Source organism: Aggregatibacter sp. 2125159857 (genome assembly GCF_017798005.1).
Classification (GTDB): Bacteria; Pseudomonadota; Gammaproteobacteria; order Enterobacterales; family Pasteurellaceae; genus Aggregatibacter.
In genome coordinates this window covers 1962971-1986895 of record NZ_CP072548.1, presented here as the reverse complement: position 1 = coordinate 1986895, position 23925 = coordinate 1962971, and the positions used below count along the sequence as shown (strand labels likewise).

Here is a 23925-nt window from a genome sequence, read left to right as displayed (position 1 = left end):
GATTGATGAAATTAGTGCTTTCCCTCTGCCTAAAGTGCGGTCTGTTTTTCGGATGTTTTGTGAGTCTGGTGATGAGCTTTGCCGTATATGCGGAACAACCTCGCGTGTTTTCGATTCGGTTGAAGCAAGCACCATTAGTGCCAACGTTGCAACAGCTGGCATTAGCACAAAACGTCAATTTAATTATTGACGATGAATTACAAGGCACCCTTTCACTTCAACTGGATAACGTGGACTTGGATCAGCTCTTTCGGTCTGTTGCCAAAATCAAGCAGTTGGATTTGTGGCAAGAAAACGGTATTTATTATTTAAGTAAACTTGAGACCGCCGCCAAATTTGCCACCCAAATGGAAACGCCTTTTACGTTGCCTGCCGAGATGATGGAACAACCCACACAACTCACCACTGCCACGATTAAATTGCATTTTGCGAAAGCTTCGGAAGTGATGAAATCGCTCACCGGCGGTAGTGGTTCGCTCCTTTCTCCCAACGGCAGTTTAAGTTTTGACGATCGCAGTAATTTATTGTTAATTCAAGATGAACCGAAAGCCATTGCGAATTTAAAAAAGCTCATTAAAGAATTAGATAAGCCCATTGAACAAATCGCCATTGAAGCCCGAATTGTGACCATTAACGGTGAAAGCCTCAAAGAATTGGGGGTTCGTTGGGGAATTTTTAATCCAACAGAAAATGCGCATCACCTCAGTGGAAGTCTGGCTGGTAATGGTTTTGACAATATCACTCATCAATTAAACGTTAACTTGCCGACGGCGACCACGCCGGTCGGTTCTGTTGCGCTGCAAGTGGCGAAAATCAATGGGCGACTTTTAGACTTAGAATTGACCGCACTTGAGCGGGAAAACAATGTGGAGATTATCGCTAGCCCTCGTTTGCTTACCACCAATAAGAAAAGCGCGAGTATCAAGCAAGGGACGGAATTGCCTTACATTATGGTGAATGAAAAAAGTGGGACACAAAGCGTAGAATTTCGCGAAGCCGTATTAGGCTTGGAAGTGACACCGCATATTTCACAGGATAAACAAATTTTGTTGGATTTAGTGGTCAGTCAAAATGCGCCGGGTGGACGTGTTTCATACGGCCTGGGTGAAGTGGTTTCCATTGATAAACAAGAAATTAATACACAAGTTTTCGCCAAGGACGGCGAAACCATCGTGTTGGGCGGTGTTTTTCATGATACCATCACAAAAGGCGTGGACAAAGTGCCTTTGTTGGGGGATATTCCGGGCATTAAACGCTTATTTAGCAAAGAAAGTGAACGCCATCAAAAACGTGAGCTGGTGATTTTCGTCACACCGCATATTTTACGCCAAGGGGCATTTCCGGAAAGTCTAAAAAAATCATCGCAGGTAACGCCTCAGAATAAACGCAACGAACCGGCAAAAAAACGATAAATTCACTATGAACCTGTCATTTACATGGCGGTAAACGAAATAAATCGCTTGTTTAGGTTGAAAAGAATAGGGATTTATTGAGATAATCTTGGACAATTTTGGGGTGATCTTTTCCACTTATTCAAAACTTTCACACGACCACATGAATCATCACTTGCGGTCGTTTCTTATTTTCTAAAAGATCACATTTTTTCCGATGACATAAATTTAAGATGAATAACAATGGCAGAAAAACGTAATATTTTCCTCGTGGGGCCTATGGGGGCAGGTAAAAGCACTATCGGTCGCCAACTTGCACAACTACTTAACATGGATTTTGTCGATACCGACGCAGAAATTGAAGAACGCGCCGGTGCCGACATCGGTTGGATTTTTGATGTAGAGGGCGAAGAAGGATTCCGCAAAAGAGAAGAACGCCTTATTAATGAATTAACACAACGTCAAGGCATTGTATTATCTACCGGTGGTGGTGCAGTGTTATCAAAAGACAACCGCAATCATCTTTCCGCACGCGGTATCGTAGTTTATTTGGAAACTACCGTAGAGAAACAATATCAACGCACCCAACGAGATAAAAAACGTCCGCTATTGCAAGATGTTGACGATCCGCGCCAAGTGTTGGAAGACTTAGCTAAAGTTCGCAATCCGCTCTATGAAGAAGTGGCGGATATCACCCTACCAACTGACGAGCAAAGTGCCAAAGTTATGGCGACACAAATTATCGACCTGATTGACAACTACAACGGTTAATGCGAACGGTTAAATACTTCAAAGGCAAAGTAAATGTTGTATGTAAATGTTGAATTAAAAGAAAGAAGCTACCCGATTTATATCGGCGCCGGATTACTCACGAATAGCGATTGCTATCCGCTGCAATCCGGCAATAAAGTCATGATCGTGACCAATCCAACTGTTGCACAACATTATCTTTCTACCGTGACGGACACCTTAGAAAAAATCGGTTGTCTTGTTGAGCACGTGGTATTGCCGGACGGCGAACAATACAAGACACTGGATTCTTTGAACCTGATTTTCACCGCACTTTTAAAAGCTAACCATGGACGCGATACCACGATCGTGGCATTAGGCGGCGGTGTCATCGGTGACGTGGCAGGCTATGCCGCAGCAAGTTATCAACGTGGCATTCGTTTTATTCAAATTCCGACGACATTATTAGCCCAAGTGGATTCTTCCGTGGGCGGCAAAACGGCAGTAAACCACGAATTAGGCAAAAATATGATCGGCGCGTTTTATCAACCGAGTGCCGTGATTGTCGATACGCTCACCCTAAACACCTTACCAAAACGTGAATTCAACGCCGGCCTAGCCGAAGTCATCAAATATGGGGTGATTTTAGATTTCCCATTTTTCCAATGGTTAGAACAACACATCGATGACTTAGTCGCCCTTGACCAAAACGCATTACAACAATGTATCGCCCGTTGTTGCCAATTAAAAGCGGATATTGTAGCGCGCGATGAAACGGAAAAAGGCGATCGTGCGCTATTAAATCTTGGCCACACGTTCGGCCATGCCATCGAGACCCATTTAGGTTACGGCAACTGGTTACACGGCGAAGCGGTATCCGCCGGCTGTATGATGGCTGCGGCGTTATCAGAAAAATTAGGCGATTTAACACCGCATGATGTCGCACGGTTAGAAAAACTTTTAGCGCGCGCCAATTTGCCAACCGTTTCACCGGATGGCATGACCGCACAAGATTATCTGCCACTGATGATGCGTGATAAAAAAGTGCTCAATGGAAAATTGCGTTTGGTGCTCCTCAAAGCCCTTGGACAGGCTTATGTGGCGACAGATGTCCCACAAGAACAGGTGATTGAAGCCATCAATCGTTGTACGCAAGTTGACTAACCCCATGCCTAAATCTGCTAAAGCTACGACATCAACACCCAAAACTAAAAGTCGCCCCTTTCTCAAATGGGCGGGCGGTAAATATCGTCTCACAGACGAGATCAACCGCTTATTGCCAAAACGCAAACAATGTTTGGTCGAACCGTTTGTCGGTGCCGGTGCGGTATTTCTCAACAGCCATTTCGAACGCTACATTCTGGCAGACATCAACCCTGATTTAATCCACCTATTTAACATCGTCAAACAGGACGTTGAAGGTTACATCCAAGCGTGCAAACCAGTTTTCTTCCACCCGGATGCCAATACTGAAAGTTACTATTACAGCAAGCGTAAAGAATTTAATCAAAGTACCGATGTATTCCAACGTGCCGTATTATTCCTGTATTTAAATCGTTTTGGCTTTAACGGCTTGTGTCGCTACAACGCCAAAAACGAATTTAATGTGCCTTTCGGCGCTTACAAAACCCATTATTTCCCGGAAGAAGAACTCCGTTTTTTTGCCGCTAAAGCACAAAGTGCGGTCTTTATTTGCGCCGATTTTCAACAAACCTTCCAAATGGCGGATGAAGACTGCGTAATTTACTGCGACCCACCCTATGCCCCCATTTCACAAAACAGCAATTTCACCAATTATTCCGGCAATGAATTTTCCATCGCAAACCAACGCGATCTTGCCAACCTTGCCAAAGACACTGTGAAACAACGCAATGTCCAAGTGGTGATTTCCAATCACGACACGCCATTCACCCGAGAAATCTACCAGGGCGCGAAAATCCGCCGCTTAAAAGTGCAACGCTCGATCAGCCAAGCGCCGCATAAACGCGTCAAAGTAAGAGAGTTGATTGCGGTCTTCAACATCTAAAAAATAACTTAAAAACTTACCGCACTTTTACAAATCAAACACGTCCGCATCGCGTAACACGTGAATATTACCTTTGCGGCGTAAGAAACCACAGCGGTCAAAATATTCCACCAGTTGGACGGTCATTTTGCGTCCGAATTGTAAGACGTCTCGCAATTCGTTCACCGATATACCTTCTTTTCCGGCGACAAGCTGTTTGATTAAGCGAGCGGTGGCATAAATGTTCTCGGTCAGGAAGAAACGGTCTTTTACCACAGCGGTGAGATAGCCTAATTTACCGGCTTTGTAGAGGAAATTGCGCATGACACTTTCTTCTTGCCCTAATAAGCCTGCAAGATCACGCACCCATAATGCTTGTCCGTTATGTTGCTCAAATTGTTCAAAAACTTGCTGCCATAATGCGCGTTCTTGTTCATTAAATTGAATTTTATGATCGGCGGTGTGTAGCCAACCACGGGTTTGTTGTAGCTGATTTTCGGCTAATAATTCATCAATAAAATGATAAATCAGTTTTTCAGGCTGATTCAGTGCCGCAATGCGATATAAACGGGCTTTGCCTAAGCCGAGTTGGTCGGGATGTTGTTCGTGATATTGCGCAAGTGCGGTCAATAATTTAGATGTTTGTTGCGTGCGATACTCGGCATTAAAACACCAGGTTTGGAAACGAATGTCGCCGTTTTTTTCAAGAATGTCATCCAGTTGCGTGTCCGTCAGTTGCTCAATCCACATTAACTGCTCGGCTTCCACCGCATGATTTTGCAGATAAAGTGCGGTACGTTTTTCGGCTGTTTCTGCTTGAATCAGTTGGCGTAAATAATCGAAACGGGCTTCTGTGCGCTTATGGCGTTTCGGTGAATGGATTTCAATCACTTTTGCGCCACCGAGTACGGCGGTTGAGTTGCTGTTGCGTAAGATGATTTTGTCACCATGTGCCAAAAACAACGGTTGTTCTAAAATCAGTTCTGCCAGCGCGTGTTGCTGAGGTGCGAGTTTGGGTTGTTGCAATAACGTCAACTTGCCCGTGGTGTGTGAGGCGGCGTGATAAATATGCACCGGTTGGCTTTCGTTCAGTGGAATTTGGTTTTCTAGCCAAACGGTGACGCGATCTGTTGCTTTGGCGGGCGGTTGGGAGAACAACCAATCGCCGCGCTCAATTAACGTGCGGTCGAAATCCAAGTTAATATTTAGCGCGAGGCGTTGCCCTGCCAAGCCTTCTGTGCTTTGTTCATTTTGTGCGTGGATATTTTTCACCCGCACTTTTTGCCCATTGCTTAAATACAATTCGTCGTCAATGGCAACCTTGCCTGCAAATGCCGTGCCCGTCACCACGGTACCGGCGCCTTTAATGGTAAAAATACGGTCGATAGCATAACGGAACGGTTTTTCTGTCTCGGACAATTCCGGCAACTGCGCTAAATAATCGCGTAGCGTTTCGATGCCTTGACCACTGGTGGCAGAGGTCACGAAGAATTTACTGTTCGCCAAGATGGCATAGTGTTGGCGTAGCTGTTGTTCTAATGCGTCGATTTGTTGCGCATCGGCGCGGTCGGCTTTGGTGATCACCACCATGATTTCCTGCAATTGCAATAAGCTCAAAATGTTTAAATGCTCGATGGTTTGCGCTTGCACGCCTTCGTCTGCGGCAACGATAAGCATGGCGTAATGAATGCCGCCTAAGCCTGCCAACATATTGGCAAGAAAACGTTCGTGCCCCGGCACGTCGATAAAGCCGAGGATTTGATCTTTTAACGGCAAATAGGCGTAGCCTAAATCAATGGTCATGCCGCGTTTTTTTTCTTCCGGTAAATGCGCCGTATGCGTGCCGGTGAGGGCTTGTAATAGCGCGGTTTTGCCGTGGTCAACGTGTCCGGATGTGACAATAATCATAGCGCCTCCAACGTGTTGAGCAAGCGTTCGAGATTGGCCAAGCTACGTAAGTCCAACCAAATTTTATCCCGTTCAATGCGCCCGATAACCGGTTGCGGTAGCGCCAATAAACGGGCGAAAAGTGCGGTGGTTTTTGTCGGCATTTTTTCTGTTGCCGGCGCAATGGTTACTGCAACTGACGGAATTCGTGCCAACGGTTGGGAGCCACTACCAACCTGCGCTTCGCTTGGTTCGATCGCAATAACGTAATCTGCATTTAAACGATTTTCCAACCGCTTTTTCAGTTGTTCCGCCTGTGCTTGTAATTGGTCGATGGGCTGAGTGAGCAGATGAAGTGCGGTCAGTTTTTCGGTGATTTTTTCCGGCTGCAAATACAAACGCAAAGTGGCTTCCAGCCCGGCAAGAGTAACTTTGTCGCAACGCAACACGCGTTTGAGCGGATGGGCTTGTAGCTGTTGAATCAATGCTTTTTTACCCACGATAATGCCCGCTTGTGGTCCGCCAAGCAGTTTGTCGCCGGAGAAGGAAATTAAATCTAAGCCGTGTTGTAATTTTTCTTGCACCGTCGGTTCTTCTGGCAAGTCAAATTGTTTCAAATCAATTAACGCGCCGCTGCCTAAATCTGTGATGACCGGAATGCCAAATTCTTTACCTAATTCCGCCAGTTCTTGTTCGTCAACAGAATGCGTGAAACCGCAAATTTGGTAGTTACTACTGTGAACTTTCATTAAAAAGGCGGTATTTTCGTTAATTGCGTTGCGATAATCTTTTAAATGGGTGCGGTTGGTGGTGCCCACTTCCACCAGTTTGCAACCAGCCTGTGCCATGATGTCGGGAATGCGGAAAGCACCGCCAATTTCAATTAATTCACCACGGGAGATGATCACCTCTTTACCCTGCGCGAAAGTCGCCAACATCAGTAATACCGCCGCTGCGTTGTTGTTCACCACACAGGCGGCTTCGGCGCCCGTGAGTTGTTGCAGTAAGTCGCTGATGTAGTTGTCCCGATGGCTCCGCTCGCCAGCCGCTAAATCATATTCCAACGCGACATTGCCCTGCATAGCGTCTAGAGCCGCTTGTTGTGCTGCCGGTGACCACAACGCGCGTCCAAGATTGGTGTGTAATACCGTGCCGGTTAAATTATGTACGCTCTTAATGTTCACTTGTTGTTGTAACAATAATTGTTGGCGGATGTACTGAAAGGTCGCGTCATCGGTTTGCAAAAAGTGCGGTAGATTTTCATGGCGTTTTATATGTTCGCGCGCTTGTTGCAACATCTCGCGAGACACGCTGACAGTGGCACTATGGCCAAATTCTGCCACGAATTGTTCACCTTGCGGGGTTTTGAGTAATTTATCGACGGCAGGAAGGGCTTGATAAAGGGCTGACATGATGATTCCTTTTTCTGGAGTGTTAAATTGGCATTTTAAGCGGGGATTATAAGGCGTGAAACCTGATTTCTTCTTTGCTTTTTCGTGCGCATTAGATACACTAACGCCAATTTTTTCTCGTATTTTTAAATTCTTGGAATTATAGGTAATTCAATGCGTACAAGTAAATATTTATTATCCACCTTAAAAGAAACCCCGGCAGAAGCGGCAATTGTTAGCCATCAACTCATGTTGCGTGCGGGCATGATTCGCCCTCTTGCTTCCGGCCTTTATAACTGGATGCCAACCGGTTGGCGCGTGCTACAAAAAGTGGAAAACATCATTCGCGAAGAAATGAATAAAAGTGGCGCCATTGAGATCAAAATGCCCGTCGTGCAACCGGCGGAATTGTGGCAAGAGTCCGGTCGTTGGGATCAGTATGGCCCGGAATTATTGCGTTTCACCGACCGTGGTGAACGGAGTTTTGTGATCGGCCCGACCAATGAAGAAGCGATTACCGATTTAATGCGTCGTGAAGTGACTTCTTACCGTCAACTTCCCCTCAATTTATACCATATTCAGACCAAGTTCCGTGATGAAGTGCGTCCACGTTTCGGCGTGATGCGTAGCCGTGAATTTATCATGAAAGATGCTTATTCTTTCCACATGGACAAAGAAAGTTTGCAACAAACCTATGATGTGATGTACCAAACTTATAGCAATATTTTCACCCGCTTAGGTTTGGATTTCCGTGCTGTGCAAGCAGATACCGGTTCTATCGGTGGTAGCGCGTCTCATGAGTTCCAAGTGTTGGCAAACAGTGGCGAAGATGATGTGATTTTCTCCACCGAGTCCGATTATGCGGCGAATATCGAACTTGCCGAAGCCGTTGCCGTAGGTGAGCGTGCAGCTCCAACCAAAGCGATGGAATTGGTGGATACACCGAATGCGAAAACCATTGCGGAGCTTGTTGCGCAATTTAACCAACCGATTGAGAAAACCGTTAAGACCTTGATTGTAAAAGGGGCTAGTGAAGAACAGCCGTTAGTGGCGTTAATCATTCGTGGCGATCACGAATTAAATGAAGTCAAAGCGGAGAAACTGGCAGAAGTCGCTTCCCCATTTGAATTTGCTGATGAAGCCGCCATTAAAGCGAAAATTGGCGCAGGCGTCGGCTCCCTTGGACCGGTCAACTTAAACATTCCGGTGATCATTGACCGCAGCGTGGCGATCATGTCTGATTTCAGTGCCGGTGCCAACATTGACGGTAAGCATTATTTCAACATTAACTGGGAACGCGATGTGGCGTTGCCGAAAGTGGCGGATATTCGTAACGTGGTGGAAGGCGACCCAAGCCCGGATGGCAAAGGCACATTGTTAATTAAGCGTGGTATTGAAGTCGGCCATATCTTCCAATTAGGCGATAAATACTCCAAAGCCATGAATGCGACAGTGCAAGGTGAAGACGGTCGTCCTACGGTCGTCACCATGGGTTGCTATGGTATTGGTGTGACGCGTGTTGTGGCAGCCGCGATTGAACAACATCATGATGAACGCGGCATTATTTGGCCGAGCGATGCGATGGCGCCGTTCACCGTAGCGATTGTGCCGATGAATATGCACAAATCGGAAAGCGTGCAAGCATTCGCTGAAGAGTTATACCGCACTTTATTGGCACAAGGCGTGGAAGTGATTTTTGATGACCGTAAAGAACGTCCGGGCGTGATGTTTGCTGACATGGAACTTATCGGTGTGCCGCACATGGTCGTCATCGGTGAGAAAAACTTAGCGAACGGTGAAATCGAATACAAAAATCGTCGTAGCGGTGAGAAACAAATGATTGCGAAAGCGCAATTGATTGACTTCTTAAAAAGCCAAATTAAGGCGTAACCACAAAATAAAGTGGCTATGATAAATAAACGCACTTTTTATTATTCACCGCACTTTTATGATGAAAGTGCGGTGATTTTTTATGGCAAATTTCGTGAAAATTATAAATAGAATTTTTCGACCACTTTTAGGTTGTCGTCTAATTTATACACTAATGGCTGACCGGTTGGGATTTCTAAATCCATGATATCCGCATCGGAAATGCCTTCAATGTGTTTTGCCAGTGCGCGCAAAGAGTTACCGTGCGCCACCACTAAAACGCGTTTGCCGCTTAATAATGCCGGTGCGATTTGGTCTTCCCAGAACGGAAGTACGCGTTCTAGAGTCACTTTCAAGTTTTCACCATCCGGAATAACATCAGCCGGTAGGTTTGCGTAGCGACGGTCATTGTGGGCAGAATTTGGATCTTTCGGATCTAATAATGGTGGCAATGTGTCGTAAGAACGGCGCCAAATGTGAACTTGCTCATCACCGTATTTTTCGGCGGTGGCTTTTTTGTCTAAGCCTTGTAGCTCACCGTAGTGGCGTTCGTTTAAACGCCAGTTTTTCACTTGTGGAATCCATAATTGGTGAGATTCTTCCAACACGATATTACAGGTTTTGATCGCACGAGTTAAAACAGACGTGAAAGCAATGTCGAATTCAAAATTGGCATCCAACAATTTTTTGCCTGCCGCTTTGGCTTCCTCTACGCCACGTTCGGTTAAATTCACATCACGCCAACCGGTAAATAAGTTTTTTGCATTCCATTCACTAAAACCGTGACGAATAAACACTAATTCCATGATAGATCTCCTAAGATTAATTAAAAAAACTCACTCAGTTATAGCAAAAAAAGCCTTTCTGATAAAGAAAAAATGCCTTTATTTTCTGCCATGTTATTTGGGTTTGGCGAAGACCTTGATCGTCTTTGGGGGAATTTATGAAATAGATCAAAATGTTGTAATTAATCGGAAATAAACGTTTTACTTTCAGTATTTTTTAGATAGTCTAACAGGTATTTTTAATGTTTGATTTTCTAGAAGGAAGACATGATGACAACACTTTTCGAGATAGCACAAAATTGGTTAAACCAAGATCCGGATGCAGAAACGCACGCAGAATTAACCGCACTTTTAAGCGCGGCAAAAGGTGGCGATACAAAAGCCGAAGCTGAACTTGCTGCCCGTTTTGACGGACGTTTACAATTCGGTACTGCCGGTTTGCGCGGTCGCCTGCAAGCCGGTTCCATGGGGATGAATCGTGTGTTGGTGGCACAAGCTGCCGGTGGGTTGGCTGAGTATTTAAAAGGGTATGACAAACAGCCTTCCATCGTGATTGGCTATGACGGTCGTAAAAACTCCGATGTATTTGCACGCGACACGGCTGAAATCATGGCAGGCGCCGGCATTAAAGCCTATTTATTACCACGTAAATTACCAACCCCGGTGTTGGCTTATGCTATTCAATATTTTGATACCACCGCAGGCGTGATGGTGACAGCCAGCCACAACCCACCGGAAGATAACGGCTATAAAGTTTATTTAGGCAAAGCCAACGGCGGCGGACAAATCGTTTCTCCGGCAGATAAAGACATTGCGGCGTTAATTGATAAAGTCGCTGCCGGCAGCGTGAAAGATTTACCACGTAGCCAAGATTACGTTGTGTTAGATGACACCGTGGTGGACGCTTATATTGCGAAAACTGCCGCACTTGCGAAAGAACCGCAAACCGACATTAACTACGTTTATACCGCCATGCACGGCGTGGGCTATGAAGTGTTGAGCAAAACGTTGACAAAAGCGGGCTTGCCACAACCGCACATCGTTGCTGAACAAGTCTGGCCGGATGGCACTTTCCCAACCGTGAATTTCCCGAACCCGGAAGAAAAAGGGGCGTTAGATTTAGCGATTCAAGTGGCAAAAGCAAACAATGCCGAATTTATTATTGCCAATGACCCGGATGCTGACCGTTTAGCGGTGGCAGTGCCGGATGCTGAAGGCAACTGGAAACCATTGCACGGCAATGTGGTAGGTTGTTTCTTGGGTTGGTATTTGGCGAAACAATATCAAGCACAAGGTAAAAAAGGCGTATTGGCTTGTTCTCTTGTGTCCTCGCCTGCCTTGGCAGAGATTGCGAAACGTTATGGTTTTGAATCCCAAGAAACCCTTACCGGCTTCAAATATATCGGTAAAGTCCAAGGCTTGTTATTCGGTTTTGAAGAAGCGTTGGGTTATTTGGTGGATCCGGACAAAGTACGTGATAAAGACGGTATTTCAGCCGCTATCGTGTTCTTGGATTTAGTGCGTAGCTTGAAGAAACAAGGCAAAACCTTGGCAGATTATGCAGAGGAATTCACCAAAGAATTTGGTGCTTATGTGAGCGGACAAATTTCTATTCGTGTGAGTGATTTGTCTGAAATCGGCAAATTAATGACCGCACTTCGCAATAACCCGCCAAGCCAAATCGGTGGTTTCAATGTGGCACAATTTATTGACCACACCAAAACCGACCGTCAAAGCGACATTTTGGTCTTCGTCTTGGAAAACGGCAGTCGTCTGATTGCTCGTCCTTCCGGTACTGAACCGAAAATCAAGTTCTATCTTGATGCGCGTGGTACTGATCCGAAAAATGCGGATCATGTGTTGGCGGAATTCGATGCTGCCGTTCGCGCGATTTTACGTCAAGAGGCGTATGGTAAGCAGGATTGCTAATCTGCCGGACTAACTAGAAATAAAAAACGGTAGATCAATGTGCCTACCGTTTTTGTTGCCAATCCCGTGATTATTTTTGTGAATAACCTTCCATCAAGTGCTGCCAATGTTGCCCGTCAAATTGAATGTGCATACGTTCCACTTCTTTGTTAAAGGAACGTTGTAATCGTTGCAAATTGCCTTCCTTCCAAAAACTGCCCGATTTTTCACCGCACTTATCAAAATCAATGAACCAAAATTTTGTCCCGCCTTCCAGAATCGTAGCGTGCAACTTGTTGCACGAAATCATGAATGCCTGAAAGCGTTAAATAACGTTCCGTGCGTAATTTGGTCGTGCATCAAGATGCACGCTACGCATGAAATCGTGAATTACGCATCGAGGCTAATTATTCGTGCAACAAGTTGCACGCTACGAGGGGGTAAATAATCGTCCTATATATTGAGTTTCGCTTGTCAGCCTTGTTCATTATATAGCGAGGATTTTTTTCTGTTTATCGCTTAAGCTATTTGGCGCCATACGCATAGCCTATGACTTTTATAGCCAGACTTTGGCTGGCTATAATAAAAAACGGTAGGTCAATGTGCCTACCGTTTTTGTTGCCAATTCAGTGATTATTTTTGTGAATAACCTTCCATCAAGTGCTGCCAATGCTGCTCGTCAAATTGAATGTGCATACGTTCCACTTCTTTGTTAAAGGAACGCTGTAATCGTTGCAAATTGCCTTCCTTCCAAAAACTGCCCGATTTTTCACCGCACTTATCAAAATCAATGAGCCAAAATTTTGTCCCGCCTTCCAGTTGTTGGCACAGAATGTTGTGCGCGTTGAGATCGGTGTGGCAAATTTGTAAATCGTGTAATTGACGGATCAATCCGCCGATTTGTCGCCATTGGTCGGCGGTAAGACGTTGTGTCTGCAAAAGTGCGGTCAGATCTTGGGCATTTTCGATTTTTTCGCTCAGCAAATCAGCTTGATAACAGACTCCCAAGTTGCCTTTACGAACCCGTGCTCCAATGGGTGTGGGTACCGGTAGGCCGGCCTGATGTAATTGATTTAACAGGTTAAATTCAGCAATGCTACGAGTATTTTGTAGCTGCTGAAAAAGGTAACGATCCTTGTTGAACTTGCCCCATAAGCCACCACGGTAATAATGACGCAGCGCGGTGTTTACACCGAAGCGATCTGCCGAGTGTAAAAACCATGTGGTGCCGCGCCCTTGTGCCGATCCTAAAATGCGGTTTTGTCGGCGCCAAAAATCGGCGTTAAAAAAGTCTTCCTGATGGGGTTCCGGGTGTTCAAAATTAAACAGAAAAAAGTCGTTTTTCAGTTGATATTCAAGCATTTTGCGACCTTGAAAATGAGATAGCGGATGGGCGCATTCTACTTTAAAATAACGCAATTCCCAAATTCAACATCAACGAGAGATCTATGCCGCTTTTCACCCAGCCTCCGCAATCCCTTTGTATTTTACGTTTGTCCGCCATTGGCGATGTTTGCCATGCGTTGGCGGCGGTGCAACAGATTCAGCGTTATTGGCCAAGCACCCAAATAACATGGGTTATCGGAAAAACGGAAGCGCAGCTGTTTCGTCATGTGTCGGGGGTGGAGTTTGTGGTGTATGACAAAAAAAGCGGCTGGCGTGGGGTGTGTCAGTTGTGGCGACAGTTGAAAGATCGTCGATTTGATGCGTTATTAAATATGCAAACGGCATTTCGTGCGTCAATTTTATCCCTGGGTATTAAGGCGAAATATCGTATCGGTTTCGGTAAACAGCGGGCGCGCGAAGGGCAGTGGTTGTTTACCCATCGCAAGATTCAAGACCCGAACAATCCTCATGTGTTAGACGGCTTTATGGCGTTTGTGGACTATTTGGGTGTGCCTTGCACAGAACCGCAATGGGATTTGCCGGTAGCGGAGGATGATTTGATCACAGCGCGCCAATATATTGATCCCACCCGTAAGAATTTGCTGATTTCCCCTTGTTCCAGTAAGCCCGAAAAAGACTGGTTAGTAGAACGTTATGCGGAAGTCGCCAATATTGCCCACCAACATAATGTCAACGTGATTTTGTGCAGTTCACCCGCGCCTCGTGAATTGGCGATAATTGAGCAAATTCAGGGCTTATGTCACTTTGCACCAACCAATGCTGCAGGCAAGTTAACGCTTCCACAGCTTGCGGCATTAATCCGGCAGGTGGATTTGGTGCTTTCACCGGATTCCGGCCCTGCACATATTGCAACGACGCAAGGCACGCCGGTTATCGGTTTATATGCTTACCACAACCCGTTGCGTACCGGCCCTTATCGCAACCTTGCCAATGTGGTGTCGGTGTATGAAAAAAATGTGCAAAAGGAATTTGGCAAACCATCTGCGCAGTTGCCTTGGGCAACGAAGTTAAAAGGGAAGCATCTGATGGCACAAATTGAGGTGGCGCAGGTGGTGGAACAGATGAAAAAGTGCGGTTTGTTTTAAAAGAGAAAAACGCCTCAATATCTGACCGCACTTGCACTGTTGCCGTTATTTCATTTATGTCAATTTAATTGGAGTTTGCTATGGCCGTATCGCTATCTCATTTATCCGAAATCATCCCACCCAAAGCCCCTTTTGCGCCCACTGAATTTAAGTTAGGCTTGTATGTCATCGTAGACAGTTATGAATGGGTTGAACGACTCATTCACGCCGGCGTGAAAACCTTGCAAATTCGCATTAAAGATCGTTCTGCGGAACAGGCGGAAGAGGAAATTGCGCGCTGCATTACCTTAGCCAAACAACATCAAGTGCGGTTATTTGTAGATGATTTTTGGCAGTTGGCAATTAAGTATCAGGCTTACGGCGTCCATCTTGGGCAAGAGGATCTACTCACAGCGGATTTAAACGCCATCCAACAAGCGGGACTACGTCTCGGTGTCTCCACCCACAATCAAGAAGAAGTCGATCTGGTGTTACCGTTGCGTCCTTCCTATATTGCCCTCGGGCATATTTTCCCGACACAAACCAAAGAGATGCCTTCCGCCCCTCAAGGCATTGCCAATTTAGCCACACAGGTAAAAAACTTAGGTAAAATGCCGACTGTCGCAATCGGTGGCATCAGTGCTTCGCATTTTCCTGATATTTTAGCCACAGGGGTAGGCAGTATTGCCGTGATCTCCGCTGTCACCAAAGCACAAGACTGGCAAAGTGCGGTGAAAAACTTACTGCAATATTTTGCCGAATAACGGGCTATTTTCGTTCAAATTCATGGCGCATTATCTCGAAAAATTCATCTTAAAATTGAACCGCACTTAAGTTGGCGGAAAACATAGAGCAAAATCAAATTGTCTGTAGTTTTTGCAAGACAAAGGAACAAAATAGCTTTATGATACCGACATTTTTAGAGCAAACTAACCCGTTTTAATTAACTTAATGAGGAAAATAAAATGGCAAAAATCGTTAAAGTCATTGGTCGCGAAATTATCGACTCTCGTGGTAACCCAACAGTGGAAGCCGAAGTGCATTTAGAAGGCGGATTCGTCGGTCTTGCAGCGGCGCCATCGGGTGCATCTACTGGTTCTCGCGAAGCCTTAGAATTACGTGACGGCGATAAATCCCGTTTCTTAGGTAAAGGCGTATTGAAAGCGGTTGCTGCAGTAAACGGCCCGATTGCTGAAGCCATTCTTGGCAAAGATGCCTCTAACCAAGCTGAAATCGACCAAATCATGATCGATTTAGACGGTACTGAAAACAAATCTAACTTCGGTGCAAACGCCATCTTAGCGGTATCTTTAGCAAACGCAAAAGCCGCGGCTGCATCTAAAGGTTTACCTCTTTACGCTTACATCGCAGAACTTAACGGCACGCCAGGCGTTTACGCTATGCCATTACCAATGATGAACATCATCAACGGTGGTGAGCACGCCGACAACAACGTTGATATCCAAGAGTTCATGATCCAACCGGTTGGTGCGAAAACATTACGTGAAGCACTTCGTATCGGTGCAGAAGTGTTCCACAACTTAGCGAAAGTATTAAAATCTAAAGGCATGAGCACGGCTGTAGGTGATGAAGGTGGTTTCGCACCTAACTTAGCCTCTAACGCTGACGCGTTAGCCTGTATCAAAGAAGCGGTAGAAAAAGCAGATTATGTGTTAGGTAAAGACGTCACTTTAGCCATGGACTGCGCATCTTCTGAGTTCTATAACAAAGAAACCGGTAAATATGAGTTAAAAGGCGAAGGCCGTTCATTCACCTCTCAAGAGTTCACACACTATCTTGAAGAATTAACCAAACAATACCCAATCGTGTCTATCGAAGACGGTCAAGATGAATCTGACTGGGAAGGCTTCGCATACCAAACTAAAGTATTGGGCGATCGCATTCAATTAGTGGGTGACGACTTATTCGTAACCAACACCAAAATCTTAAAAGAAGGTATCGAAAAAGGTATCGCAAACTCCATCTTAATCAAATTCAACCAAATCGGTTCTTTAACCGAAACCTTGGCTGCAATTAAAATGGCAAAAGATGCGGGTTATACCGCTGTGATCTCTCACCGTTCCGGTGAAACTGAAGATGCAACTATTGCTGATTTAGCGGTTGGTACCGCAGCAGGTCAAATCAAAACCGGTTCTATGAGCCGTTCTGACCGTATTGCGAAATACAACCAATTAATCCGTATTGAAGAAGCATTAGAACGCGCAGGTACACCGGCGCCATTCTTAGGTTTAAAAGCGGTTAAAGGTCAAGCATAATTGCATAGATGCGGAGAAAAAAATAGGTGTAAAAGCCACCGCACTTTAATGTTTCAAGCTGAGTTCGACTAAAGTTGAACTCAGCTTTTTTATTCAACTAAAAAAGGATAAGCCTATCGACTTATCCTTTCTTCATTTTGATTGGCGCATTGACCGAGGTAAATCGGCCAATGCGAAAAGCGTGAATTAAGCGAAACGTCTGACTTCGCCATTGCCTGCAACGTTTTCTACACAACGCGGGCAAAGTGTCGGATGTTCCGAATTCACACCGATTTTGTCGGAATAATGCCAGCAGCGCGGGCATTTTTCGCCTTGAGAACGGGTAACGCTTACTGCAATCCCCTCTAACTCGCCATCAGCTACATCTGCCGGTTTATCTGACAATGCTTTCACTTCAGCTTTTGACGTAATCAACACGAAACGTAATTCATCGCCTAATTGTTCTAACAAGGCACGATATTCATCGTTAGCATAAACCGTTACTTCTGCTTCTAAACCGCCGCCAATCACTTTGTCATTACGGGCGATTTCTAACACGCGGTTCACTTCAGAACGTACTTTAATCAGTTGTTGCCAGTAAGCATCATCTAATTTTTCGTTCGCGCCTAAGCCGAATAAGCCTTCGTAGAATTCTTCCGTAAAGACGAATTCTGCACGTGCCGTCGCCGTTTGCGGCAAGTACCCCCACACTTCATCTGCCGTGAATGACAGGATTGGTGCCATCCAACGTACTAAAGCTTCCGCAATGTGCCATAAAGCGGTTTGGCAGCTACGACGCGCAAGGCTGTCTGCTTTGGTGGTGTATTGACGGTCTTTGATAATATCAAGGTAGAACGAGCCCATTTCCACAGAACAGAAACGCATTAAGCGTTGCACTACGGCATGGAATTGATAGTTATCATAAGCGTCTTTAATTTCTTTTTGTGCATCTAACGCACAAGCTACCGCCCAACGATCTAAGCTAATCATTTCTTCCGGTTTAACGGCATCACGTTGTGGATCAAAACCGTTTAAGTTAGCTAGTAAGAAACGTGCCGTGTTACGAATACGACGATAGCTGTCTGCCGCACGTTTTAAGATTTCATCGGAAACGGTCATTTCACCGGTATAGTCAGTAGAGGCCACCCATAAACGTAAAATGTCACCACCGAATTTATCCATGACTTCTTGTGGCGTCACGATGTTACCGATGGATTTAGACATTTTGCGTCCTTGACCATCCACCGTGAAGCCATGGGTTAATACTTGTTTGTAAGGTGCTTTTTTATCTGTTGCAGTTGAAAGCATTAAAGAAGACATAAACCAACCACGGTGTTGGTCGGAACCTTCTAAATACATGTCGATATCTTGACCGTTAAATTCCGGACGATTCGCCACCACAGAAGAATAGGTTGATCCTGAGTCGAACCATACGTCAAGAGTATCAGGCACTTTGCGATAGGTTTCTGCATCTGCGCCTAATAATTCTTTTTCGTCTAAATCCCACCATGCTTGAATACCGGCTTTCTCTACACGTTTCGCCACTTCTTCAAGTAACTCTAAGGTACGCGGATGAAGCTCTTCGGTTTCTTTGTGCACGAATAAGGTCATTGGTACACCCCAAGTACGTTGACGGGAAATACACCAGTCAGGACGATTTTCCACCATTTTTTCGATACGAGCTTGACCCCAATCCGGAATCCAACGCACTTGTTTGATTTCACCTAAGGCTTGTTGGCGTAAACCTTGTGTTTCCATGCCGATAAACCATTGCGGAGTCGCACGGAAAATAATCGGGGTTTTATGGCGCCAGCAGTGTGGGTAGCTGTGTTTGATTTTCTCCACTTTTAATAAGTTGCCCACTTCCTGTAATTTTTCAACAACCAATGGATTCGCTTCAAATACGCCTTTACCTGCGAAGAATTCAGTGGTTGAAATAAATTTACCGTCATTCGATACAAGACCCGCCATTGGTAAATTATATTTTTGTCCTACAATAAAATCGTCTAAACCGTGATCCGGTGCAGTGTGTACTAAACCTGTACCGCCATCGGTGGTCACGTGATCGCCTAAAATCACCGGTACAGTGAAATCATAGAACGGATGGTTAAAGCGTACTAACTCAAGTGCTTGACCTTTTACTGACCCTAAAATTTCAACCTGTTCTACACCTACCGCTTTCGCCACGGATTCCACTAATTCAGCGGCTAAGATCACACGCTCATCACCAAGTTGGACTAGGTTGTATTCTAATTCTGCATTTACTGCAATCGCACGGTTAGATGGCATTGTCCAAGGCGTTGTTGTCCAAATGACTGCAGATAATTTGCCATGACCTTTTCCGACAGCGTTAAATTTCTCTTCAATTTCTACCGCACTTACCGCCGGGAAACACACATAAATGGACGGAGAAACTTTGTCTTCGTATTCCACTTCCGCTTCAGCCAAAGAAGAACCGCAATCCAAACACCAGTGCACCGGTTTGGATCCTTTGTATAAGTGGCCGTTAGCAATCACTTTGCCAAGCGTACGGATGATGTGTGCTTCGGTATCAAAGTTCATGGTCAAATAAGGGTTATTCCAATCACCCAACACGCCTAAACGGATAAAGTCTTTTTTCTGGCCTTCTACCTGTTCCGCTGCATATTCACGGCATTTCGCTCGGAATTCAGCCGCAGAAATTTTCTCATTCGGTTTGCCTACTAAGCCTTCTACTTTTAATTCAATCGGCAAGCCGTGACAGTCCCAACCCGGAATATAAGGCGAGTCAAAACCTAATGCGGTTTTGGATTTCACAATAATATCTTTCAGAATTTTATTCACTGCATGGCCGATATGAATGTTGCCGTTCGCATACGGAGGGCCATCATGCAAAATAAAGGATTTTTTGCCTTTTGAATTTTCACGAATTTTTTGATAGAGATTTTTCTCATACCAGTTTTTCAACATCACAGGCTCGCGCTTGGCTAAATCGCCGCGCATTGGAAAGCCCGTTTCAGGGAGGTTAAGGGTATTTTTATAATCAGTCATTTTATATTCCAGTGTTATGTAAAAATTAAAATTTGTGTTCTATAAAGTGCGGTTAGTTTTGAAAACGTTTTTCGCCGTTTCCACGTCCTGCGCAATTTGTGCTTTTAAATCGTCAAAAGAGGAAAATTTCATTTCATTGCGGATTTTATGACAGAGTTCTACATCCAACCATTGACCATAAAGATCGCCTTGAAAATCAAATAAATGCGCCTCTAATAATTGATTCACACCGTTGATGGTCGGACGGGTGCCGATGTTTGCGACCCCATTAAAAAACGCGCCGGATTTTAACCGCACTTTAACTGCGTACACCCCTTTGACCGGATTTACCTGACGATGCAAGCGAATATTCGCAGTCGGAAACCCGATAGTGCGACCAAGCTGATTGCCGTGAATTACGCGCCCTAAAATACGATAAGGACGTCCAAGTAATTTTTCCGCTAACGTTAAATCATCCTTGGCTAATGCTTCGCGAATCGCCGTGCTACTGATTCGCAAGGCATCCAAACAAAAGCTACGGTTATCTTCGACGGTAAAACCAAACTTTTCACCGGCGTGTTGTAACAGCGCAAAGTTACCTTGGCGTTTGGCACCAAATTTAAAATCATCGCCAATGCTTAAAAATTTCACATTTAATTTACGCACCAACCAATCTTCAATAAATTGTTGTGCAGGCAAATTGGCAAAAGTGCGGTCGAATTTTGCGATGATAACCACATCCACACCGGCTTGTTTAAGATAATACAATTTATCGCGCAAACGCATAAGGCGAGCAGGGGCTTTGTCACCCAGAAAAAATTCTTGCGGTTGAGGTTCGAATAACATTACCGCCATGGGCAAATTCAGTTCGTCGGCTTTTTGGCGTAAATGGTGCAAAATCGCTTGATGGCCTAAATGTACCCCGTCAAAATTGCCGATAGTCAAAACACAACTCGACAAACATTGCGATACCTTAGAGAGCCCACGAATTAATTGCATGATATTGCCTGTAAAAAATTAAGATCAATCTTTTCATTATAACGATAAATGCCCACTTCGGAAAGCAAATCATAGACGGCTACATTGAACCCTAAAAAGGAGGTTATTATTGAGCAATAGGCTAAATTTGATTACAATTCGTTAATTTTTTTATATCAGGAGGACGGGATGTATTTTGACCAAATTAAAGCTGAATTAGACGAGGCGGCAACCGTATTAAACGCGTTTTTATCAGATGAAAAAAATATTCAGGCGGTGCAACAGGCGGCATTATTAATTGCCGATCGGTTTAAACAGGGCGGAAAGGTACTTTCTTGTGGTAACGGTGGTTCTCATTGTGACGCCATGCATTTTGCTGAAGAGCTCACCGGACGTTACCGCGCAAATCGCCCGGGATATCCTGCCATTGCCATTTCGGATGTCAGCCACTTAAGTTGTGTAGGTAACGATTTTGGTTATGAATATGTGTTTTCCCGTTATATTGAGGCAGTCGGTCAACAAGGCGATGTGTTATTTGCACTTTCAACTTCGGGCAATTCCGTGAATATTTTAAATGCCATTCAGGTTGCCAAAGAAAAAGGCATGAAGGTGATTGTGCTAACCGGCAAAGACGGCGGAAAAATGGCGGGCTTAGCCGATGTGGAAGTTCGCGTGCCGCATTTTGGTTATGCCGATCGGATTCAAGAAGTGCATATTAAAGTGATTCATATTTTGATTATGTTGATTGAATTTGAAATGAAAAAATAGATGTCATTGAAATTATCTGCGTAACTCAAGGGTAAAACTTCATTTATTCAGACGTAGATATTTATGAATCAGACTTAAAAAAAGAAGATGGTCTTCAAACCATCTTCTTTTTTGTTAGGCATAATTTGTATGCTTTATTGCGCTTTTACCGCAGCAATTGCCACCATATTAATAATACGGCGAACAGAAGCGACTGACGTTAAAATATGTGCTGATTTTTTCAAGCCCATTAAGATTGGCCCAACGGTTGTCGGTGTTGCCGTGCCTTGTAATAGATTTAGGCTGATACGCGCAGCTTCCATATTTGGCATCACTAGCACGTTTGCCGCGCCTTTGAGTGGGCTGTCCGGCATCACATCATCACGGAGCTGTTGCGATAAGGCAACATCACAGTGCATTTCACCGTCAATAGTGAGTTCCGGTGCGCGTTCTTTCACTAAATGTAAAACGTTACGCATTTTGACCGCACTTGGGGTGTTATTGCTACCGTAATTGGAATGTGAAATTAAGGCAATCTGTGGCTCAATACCAAATAAACTGACTTCTTTCGCTGTCATGAGCGTAATTTCCGCTAATTCTTCTGCTGTCGGATCATTGTTCACGAAGGTATCGGCAAGGAATAAGTTGCCTGCCGGTAGCACCAAACCGTTAACGGTAGCCGCCGTATGTACCCCTTCTTGCAAACCAATGACGTTTTTGAGGGTTTTTAAATGATCGGCATAATGTCCCACTAAACCACATAACATGGCATCGGCATGACCTAAATGCAACAACACGGCACCGATAGCGGTTGGGTTGTTAAACATTTCCCGTTTAGCAATATCCGGCGTGATGCCTGCACGTTTGAGCATGTCATAGTAAGTTTTACAACATTCTTGATAACGTGCATCATTTTCGATGTTAATTAACTCAAAATCACGCCCTGCCTGAATATGCAAACCGAGTTTTTTAATGCGTTGTTCAATCACGCTTGGGCGACCGAGTAAAATCGGATAAGCGATGCCTAAGGTCGAGATTTCTTGCACGGCATGTAAAATTCGGGTTTCTTCACCGTCGGTTAATAACACACGCTTCTTGTCTTGTTTCGCTTGCGCAAACACCGGTTTCATAAACAAGTTGGTTTTATAAACGAACTGGGTGAGTTGTTCGATGTATGCATCAAAATCTTTAATTGGACGAGTCGCAACACCGGAATCCATCGCGGCTTTTGCCACGGCTGGGGCAATACGCACGATTAAACGCGGATCGAATGGTTTTGGAATAATGTATTCCGGGCCAAACGTAAGTTCGGTATCACCATAAGCAGATGTCACCACATCGCTTTGCTCTGCCAAGGCTAAATCGGCAATGGCACGCACCGCGGCAAGTTTCATTTCTTCATTAATGGTGGTAGCGCTGACGTCTAATGCCCCGCGGAAAATGAACGGGAAGCAAAGTACGTTGTTGACTTGGTTCGGGTAATCGGAGCGACCGGTGCACACAATGGCATCCGGACGGACGGCTTTTGCCAATGGTGGTAAAATTTCCGGTTCCGGGTTGGCGAGTGCCAAAATTAAGGGATGTGCCGCCATGGTTTTAACCATGTCTTGCGTTAATGCGCCAGCAGCAGAACAACCCAAGAAAATATCCGCATTCGGAATGACTTCCGCTAAGGTACGCTTACCGTTATCGTCAATCGCATACAGTTTTTTGGTTTCATCCATACGATCATCACGGTTTTTATAGATCACGCCTTTGGAGTCGCACACGGTAATATTTTCCCGTTTCATACCGAGGGAAACTAATAAGTTTAAGCACGCAATCGATGCCGCACCGGCACCGGAAGCCACCAGTTTCACATTTTCAATTTTTTTATCAACAATGCGCAAACCATTGAGCACCGCCGCAGCAGAAATAATGGCTGTGCCGTGTTGGTCATCGTGGAAGACCGGAATTTTCATTCTTTCACGCAATTTACGTTCAATATAAAAACACTCCGGTGCTTTAATGTCTTCTAAGTTAATGCCGCCGAAGGTGGGTTCAAGGGACGCAATAATATCAATGAGCTTATCTGGGTCGTGTTCATTCACTTCAATGTCGAAGACGTTGACGCCGGCGAATTTTTTAAACAACACACCTTTCCCTTCCATCACCGGTTTTCCTGCTAACGCCCCGATATTGCCTAAACCAAGCACCGCCGTGCCGTTTGAAATCACCGCCACTAAGTTGCCACGAGAAGTATATTTATAAGAATCTGCAGGATCTGCTTGAATAGCCAAACAAGGTGCCGCTACCCCCGGAGAATACGCAAGCGCTAAGTCGCGTTGAGTCGCAAGCGATTTGGTGGGCGTCACTTCAATTTTTCCCGGAATCGGGAATTCGTGAAAATCTAATGCTGCTTTTTTAAGTTGTTCATCCATAAAAATATCCTCTTTTGAATAAATGCGTTGGAACAAGTTCGTTTTATTATAATGAAAATGGAAGAGAATTCTGTGACATT

At 44.9% G+C, this 23925-nt stretch carries 17 protein-coding genes and 1 pseudogene; 10 read left to right on the top strand and 8 right to left on the bottom strand.

Going from position 1 to position 23925, the window contains the following annotated elements; all coding sequences use genetic code 11:
• Window positions 1-5 precede the first annotated feature (5 nt).
• From J5X96_RS09615 to J5X96_RS09605, 4 genes are all read left to right on the top strand, one after another.
• Window positions 6-1412 carry a type IV pilus secretin PilQ gene (locus J5X96_RS09615; protein WP_209363420.1) on the top strand — a complete coding sequence of 469 codons (1407 nt, stop codon included), beginning with the start codon at window positions 6-8 and terminating at the stop codon, window positions 1410-1412.
• Window positions 1413-1634: 222 nt separating this feature from the next.
• Window positions 1635-2162 (top strand): shikimate kinase AroK, encoded by a 528-nt coding sequence (gene aroK / locus J5X96_RS09805; protein ID WP_005715891.1) that lies wholly within the window; start codon window positions 1635-1637, stop codon window positions 2160-2162.
• A 33-nt stretch (window positions 2163-2195) separates the two neighbouring features.
• On the top strand, window positions 2196-3284 hold the full coding sequence (gene aroB, locus J5X96_RS09610) for a 3-dehydroquinate synthase (protein ID WP_245193463.1): 1089 nt from the start codon (window positions 2196-2198) through the stop codon (window positions 3282-3284).
• Window positions 3285-3288: 4 nt separating this feature from the next.
• On the top strand, window positions 3289-4146 hold the full coding sequence (locus tag J5X96_RS09605; RefSeq protein WP_209363418.1) for a Dam family site-specific DNA-(adenine-N6)-methyltransferase: 858 nt from the start codon (window positions 3289-3291) through the stop codon (window positions 4144-4146).
• Between the two features lie 27 nt (window positions 4147-4173).
• On the opposite strand, the gene selB is transcribed toward J5X96_RS09605, so the two are convergent.
• Window positions 4174-6033 carry a selenocysteine-specific translation elongation factor gene (gene selB / locus J5X96_RS09600; RefSeq protein WP_209363416.1) on the bottom strand — a complete coding sequence of 620 codons (1860 nt, stop codon included), beginning with the start codon at window positions 6031-6033 and terminating at the stop codon, window positions 4174-4176.
• The gene (gene selA / locus J5X96_RS09595) at window positions 6030-7424 is read right to left on the bottom strand and encodes an L-seryl-tRNA(Sec) selenium transferase (RefSeq protein WP_209363414.1); all 1395 of its coding nucleotides are present in this window, start codon (window positions 7422-7424) and stop codon (window positions 6030-6032) included. The genes selB and selA overlap by 4 nt, the downstream gene beginning before the upstream one ends.
• A 153-nt stretch (window positions 7425-7577) precedes the next feature.
• On the opposite strand from selA, the gene proS reads away from it, so the two are divergent.
• Window positions 7578-9293 carry a proline--tRNA ligase gene (proS, locus tag J5X96_RS09590; RefSeq protein ID WP_209363413.1) on the top strand — a complete coding sequence of 572 codons (1716 nt, stop codon included), beginning with the start codon at window positions 7578-7580 and terminating at the stop codon, window positions 9291-9293.
• Between the two features lie 101 nt (window positions 9294-9394).
• On the opposite strand, the gene J5X96_RS09585 is transcribed toward proS, so the two are convergent.
• Window positions 9395-10078 (bottom strand): 2,3-diphosphoglycerate-dependent phosphoglycerate mutase, encoded by a 684-nt coding sequence (locus J5X96_RS09585; RefSeq protein WP_209363405.1) that lies wholly within the window; start codon window positions 10076-10078, stop codon window positions 9395-9397.
• A gap of 249 nt (window positions 10079-10327) precedes the next feature.
• On the opposite strand from J5X96_RS09585, the gene J5X96_RS09580 reads away from it, so the two are divergent.
• The gene (locus J5X96_RS09580; protein ID WP_209363403.1) at window positions 10328-11986 is read left to right on the top strand and encodes a phospho-sugar mutase; all 1659 of its coding nucleotides are present in this window, start codon (window positions 10328-10330) and stop codon (window positions 11984-11986) included.
• A gap of 70 nt (window positions 11987-12056) precedes the next feature.
• On the opposite strand, the pseudogene J5X96_RS09575 reads toward J5X96_RS09580, so the two are convergent.
• Both J5X96_RS09575 and J5X96_RS09570 read right to left on the bottom strand, forming a co-directional pair.
• Window positions 12057-12233: pseudogene (locus tag J5X96_RS09575) on the bottom strand (lipopolysaccharide kinase InaA family protein); the annotation flags it as partial.
• Between the two features lie 365 nt (window positions 12234-12598).
• Window positions 12599-13327 carry a 3-deoxy-D-manno-octulosonic acid kinase gene (locus J5X96_RS09570; protein ID WP_209363401.1) on the bottom strand — a complete coding sequence of 243 codons (729 nt, stop codon included), beginning with the start codon at window positions 13325-13327 and terminating at the stop codon, window positions 12599-12601.
• Between the two features lie 86 nt (window positions 13328-13413).
• On the opposite strand from J5X96_RS09570, the gene J5X96_RS09565 reads away from it, so the two are divergent.
• The 3 genes from J5X96_RS09565 to eno all read left to right on the top strand — a co-directional run bounded on the left by J5X96_RS09565 (window position 13414) and on the right by eno (window position 16712).
• Entirely contained in the window at window positions 13414-14457 is a 1044-nt protein-coding gene (locus J5X96_RS09565) for a glycosyltransferase family 9 protein (protein WP_209363399.1), read from the top strand.
• An 80-nt stretch (window positions 14458-14537) separates the two neighbouring features.
• The gene (thiE, locus tag J5X96_RS09560) at window positions 14538-15200 is read left to right on the top strand and encodes a thiamine phosphate synthase (RefSeq protein WP_209363397.1); all 663 of its coding nucleotides are present in this window, start codon (window positions 14538-14540) and stop codon (window positions 15198-15200) included.
• Window positions 15201-15401: 201 nt separating this feature from the next.
• A complete protein-coding gene (eno, locus tag J5X96_RS09555) occupies window positions 15402-16712 on the top strand; it encodes a phosphopyruvate hydratase (protein ID WP_209363395.1) in 1311 nt (436 codons plus the stop codon).
• A gap of 186 nt (window positions 16713-16898) precedes the next feature.
• Here the strand turns inward: eno and ileS are convergent, their stop codons facing one another.
• Window positions 16899-19721, bottom strand: coding sequence for an isoleucine--tRNA ligase (gene ileS, locus J5X96_RS09550; protein WP_209363393.1), 2823 nt, complete (start codon window positions 19719-19721; stop codon window positions 16899-16901).
• A gap of 39 nt (window positions 19722-19760) precedes the next feature.
• Complete coding sequence (ribF, locus tag J5X96_RS09545) at window positions 19761-20699, bottom strand: bifunctional riboflavin kinase/FAD synthetase (protein WP_209363391.1); 939 nt, start codon at window positions 20697-20699, stop codon at window positions 19761-19763.
• A 168-nt stretch (window positions 20700-20867) separates the two neighbouring features.
• Here ribF and lpcA point away from each other — a divergent pair, with 168 nt between their 5' ends.
• On the top strand, window positions 20868-21446 hold the full coding sequence (gene lpcA, locus J5X96_RS09540) for a D-sedoheptulose 7-phosphate isomerase (RefSeq protein ID WP_021616266.1): 579 nt from the start codon (window positions 20868-20870) through the stop codon (window positions 21444-21446).
• Between the two features lie 134 nt (window positions 21447-21580).
• On the opposite strand, the gene J5X96_RS09535 is transcribed toward lpcA, so the two are convergent.
• Window positions 21581-23845: an NADP-dependent malic enzyme gene (locus J5X96_RS09535; protein ID WP_209363389.1), complete on the bottom strand. Its 2265-nt coding sequence runs from the start codon at window positions 23843-23845 to the stop codon at window positions 21581-21583.
• Between the last annotated feature and the right edge of the window lie 80 nt (window positions 23846-23925).